The organism is Microbispora catharanthi (assembly GCF_006334915.2).
Classification (GTDB): Bacteria; Actinomycetota; Actinomycetes; order Streptosporangiales; family Streptosporangiaceae; genus Microbispora; species Microbispora catharanthi.
Genome location: NZ_VDMA02000060.1, coordinates 1 through 3,237 on the forward strand (window position 1 = coordinate 1; position 3,237 = coordinate 3,237).

Consider the following 3,237-nt stretch of genomic DNA (forward strand, 5'->3'; position numbering starts at 1 on the left):
TCGCCACCCGCTACGACAAGACTCCTGCGAGCTACCTCGCCGGCCTCCACCTCCGCGCTGCGATGATCTGGATCAAAGACCTCACCCGGACCACCCCTTGATCACAACCCGATACGCGCCCTAGTCGGTTCTAAGCGCCTCAGTGAATACCATCCGGTGCCCACGTGCAGTGTCCATGTACTCACGAACTCGGTGGATCAGCCCTCCTTGCAACTCGAAGATGAAGCAGTAGTCGTTGACGTAGGAGTTTCCATTCACCAGGGTCGCGCTCATTGTCTCCTCCACGATCACGCGGTCTCCTTCGGCGTAGACGCCGCGGAAGGAGACGGAGACATCTCGTGCAAAGAGCCGGGGGAAGTCGTTGGCGATGAATTGGGCGATCGCACTCCTGCCGACCATGTGGCTCGGAACGTCCAGCGCGACAGCGGTTGCGTTGCCTGCCGGAGCCAACCATTCGGCATCTTCAGTGAAGTAGGCCGCAATCGTCTCAAGATCATGGTTAGCGAAGGCTCGCCACGCGCTCAGCACGAACTCCCGGTTGTCCTGCGTCATTCCGCAGAGAGTAGGCGAGGCAGGGTCGCTGGACTAGCGGAAATCGGACGTCATCACCCATTGGGAAGGTGTCCAGCCCGAGGAGTGCGGGTCGGTTGCGGAACTACCCCTGACGACCGCACCCATGACCGACGGGCTGGCAACGAATTCCCGGACCTTTCATTGCCTCCAACCATTGCCGCTCCCGCTCCTTCAAGCGTGGACTGTCCAGCACCTGATGGCGGCGGTGCGGCGCTCGTACGGGGGATGCTTGGGTACGGCGGGCGGCGCGAGCCGCTGCCGGCCGGGACCGGCCCCCAGGCCGCACGCCCGGACGGCGGGCGAGCGATGCGCCGCGGTGCGGCGGCGCGCCGCACCGCCGCCTTGACAGCCTCGCGCGAGGACAACTCAAGAGCGGATCGGGCACGCAACGGGCACGGAAGAGCGCGAAGACCGATTAACGATCAAAGCCCAGGCGGGGGAAACGGTCCCTGGCCTGGGCTTTCTAGTGGGTGGAGCCTAGGAGATTCGAACCCCTGACTTCCTGCTTGCAAATCGGCCTGATCACCAGTGAAAACGGCCGCGACCTGGGCGAGAAGCCGTCCGCGAGTGACCGTGAGTGCCCCCTGTTGACCGCCCTTAATGGCCCGCTAATGGCCCGGCGATCAGGCTCGCGACCTGCCGGCGGGCACGGGCGCCCCCTGGTCCACCCCGTCCCCTTCGTAGCCGCCGACGCCCAAGACGCAACCGCCGTTTCGAGGGCCGGCGCGCTGCAGACCGGAACCCCCTACCTACAGAGGTTGTGTCCGACATAATATGGGCATGAAAAAGTTGCGCTTCTACCGGTCGGCGCGGAAGCACCGCATCGGACAGGCGCACGCCTTGCATGTCGTCCGATCTGGGCCGCCAGCAATCGTGCCGGCCACCGACCCGACGTTGGAGGACCGATGGGTCTGGATCGGCCCCGATGATCGGGGCGTGGAGCTGGAGGTGATCGGCATCCTCACCGACAAAGCTCTAGTGATCATCCACGTGATGCCGACCGCGCTACGGAGAAGGACGCCATGACTGAGCACGAGGCAGCCTGGCCGCCCGAAGACATCGAACTGGCCCTGGACCACGACTCCGATATCGACAGCGACTCCGAAGAGATCTACGACGCCAAAGGCAACCTGATCACGGACGAGTACGTACGGGACGCGATCGGCGACGTCCACCGCGCGATCGACGAAGGCCGCGTACCCGTGCCGACCAGTCGCCCCGGACGTCCATCGCTCACAGGCGAGAGCACCCATTCCCCAAGGGTCTCCTTCAGACTCCCCGAGGAGTTGCGTGAACGCGCGAGGGCCCGCGCCGAACAAGAGGGCAAGAGTGTGTCCGCGCTGGCACGAGAAGCCTTTGAACAGTTCCTCAGAGCGGGATGAGCACGCGACGGACGAGCGACGGCACCAAGTGTCCAAGCAGCTCGACAGCCTCGCGCGAGGACAATTCGGGCGCGGAAGAGCGCGAAGGCCGATTGACGATCAAAGCCCAGGCGGGGAGAACGGTCCCTAACCTGGGCTTTTGAGTGGGTGGAGCCTAGGGGATTCGAACCCCTGATTTCCTGCTTGCAAACACGTAAGCCGATCATGATCGGGCTGCGTCTTTGCTGCTGGGCAACTGATGGCGCTCTCCGCGAGTCCCCGCTACTCCCCCTTGGTCACCGTCCCATCGGGCACGGAACGGGCACGCTGTCCGAGAGAGCCCTTCCTTATCAGGACTGTCCACGCCGTGATCACGGGACCGCGCCGCCCTCCTGACCAGTGCTGGACGGTCGTGGATGTGAGCGGCTGTGTGCGCCTGTTGCAGTACGCATTGCAGTACGAAGCCTCGTCCTCATCCACCACAATGGCGCGGTGCCTCATGATGCTAACGCGCTGCCGGGTGCCTGGTCCTACCTGGGGGACGATCAAGAGCAACGGCGAAAGCTGGAAGCCGAGCTAGTGACAGAGTGCGGCAGTGACAAGCATCCGATGTTCGGCCAGCGAGTCGAAGCCGTAGCACGCTGCGGAACATGCGATGACGTGTTGCTCAAGCTCGTTGATCAACCGGGATGGGCGATTGTGCATCTCACATGGCGCAGAGAGACCAACCCATCCTGGCCGTCATGCGAGGTGATGGAGAGTTGGTCGAGCGTGCTTGAAGAGATGATCGATCGCGGTCATTGAGGCGGTTTGGAAGGTCAGGAACCGTGCTCATTCCGGCACCACATGCCTCCCCCGCGCAATCGTCCCGTGTGCCGTCGTCCCGCCCGTCAGGCGGGCGGCGCGAGCCGCTGCCGGACGGCGGGCGGGCGATGCGCCGAAGTGCGGCGGCGCGCCGCGCCGCCGCCTTGACATACAGAGCGTGCTCGCCGACGTGCCCGAACTGGCTGCGGTACGGCGTGCAGCCCAAGGGCGCCAAGCCCGGCATGGCTCCGGGCCGGTGCAAGGGCAAGGCGCACAAGCCCGACCACCTCGGCTACGCGGGCCGCCGCGTCCCGGTGTCCCGGTAGTGGTCGAACAAGACGTTGGCCGAGCACGAGCAGGACCGGCGACGGCGCCGGCAAGATCGGGAGTACGATCCCCCTCTTCGGCGTCGCGAAGATCGCCCGAGTGCTGTCCGTCGCCATCCCGCCGTTCGCCCAGATCGGCGCGGTGCTGGAGGCGCACGAGGTGAACGGCCAGC

The 3,237-nt window shown here is 65.1% G+C and carries 4 protein-coding genes and 1 pseudogene; 4 read left to right on the forward strand and 1 reads right to left on the reverse strand.

Going from position 1 to position 3,237, the window contains the following annotated elements; translation table 11 throughout:
- Positions 1-120 precede the first annotated feature (120 nt).
- On the reverse strand, positions 121-552 hold the full coding sequence (locus tag FH610_RS42490) for a nuclear transport factor 2 family protein (RefSeq protein ID WP_139580908.1): 432 nt from the start codon (positions 550-552) through the stop codon (positions 121-123).
- A gap of 801 nt (positions 553-1,353) precedes the next feature.
- Between FH610_RS42490 and FH610_RS42495 the strand changes: the two genes are divergently transcribed.
- From FH610_RS42495 to FH610_RS42510, 4 genes and pseudogenes are all read left to right on the forward strand, one after another.
- Positions 1,354-1,599 carry a hypothetical protein gene (locus FH610_RS42495; protein ID WP_139580909.1) on the forward strand — a complete coding sequence of 82 codons (246 nt, stop codon included), beginning with the start codon at positions 1,354-1,356 and terminating at the stop codon, positions 1,597-1,599.
- A complete protein-coding gene (locus FH610_RS42500) occupies positions 1,596-1,955 on the forward strand; it encodes an Arc family DNA-binding protein (RefSeq protein WP_139580910.1) in 360 nt (119 codons plus the stop codon). Before FH610_RS42495 ends, FH610_RS42500 begins: the two co-directional genes overlap by 4 nt.
- A gap of 471 nt (positions 1,956-2,426) precedes the next feature.
- Positions 2,427-2,738 (forward strand): hypothetical protein, encoded by a 312-nt coding sequence (locus tag FH610_RS42505; protein WP_139580911.1) that lies wholly within the window; start codon positions 2,427-2,429, stop codon positions 2,736-2,738.
- 134 nt (positions 2,739-2,872) lie between these two features.
- Positions 2,873-3,061, forward strand: a pseudogene (locus FH610_RS42510) (replication initiator); the annotation flags it as partial.
- Positions 3,062-3,237: the final 176 nt, after the last annotated feature.

Coding starts and splice junctions, on each gene's coding strand:
- FH610_RS42490 (WP_139580908.1), bottom strand. CDS start 552: ATGACGCAGGACAACCGGGAGTTCGTGCTGAGCGCGTGGCGAGCCTTC.
- FH610_RS42495 (WP_139580909.1), top strand. CDS start 1,354: ATGAAAAAGTTGCGCTTCTACCGGTCGGCGCGGAAGCACCGCATCGGA.
- FH610_RS42500 (WP_139580910.1), top strand. CDS start 1,596: ATGACTGAGCACGAGGCAGCCTGGCCGCCCGAAGACATCGAACTGGCC.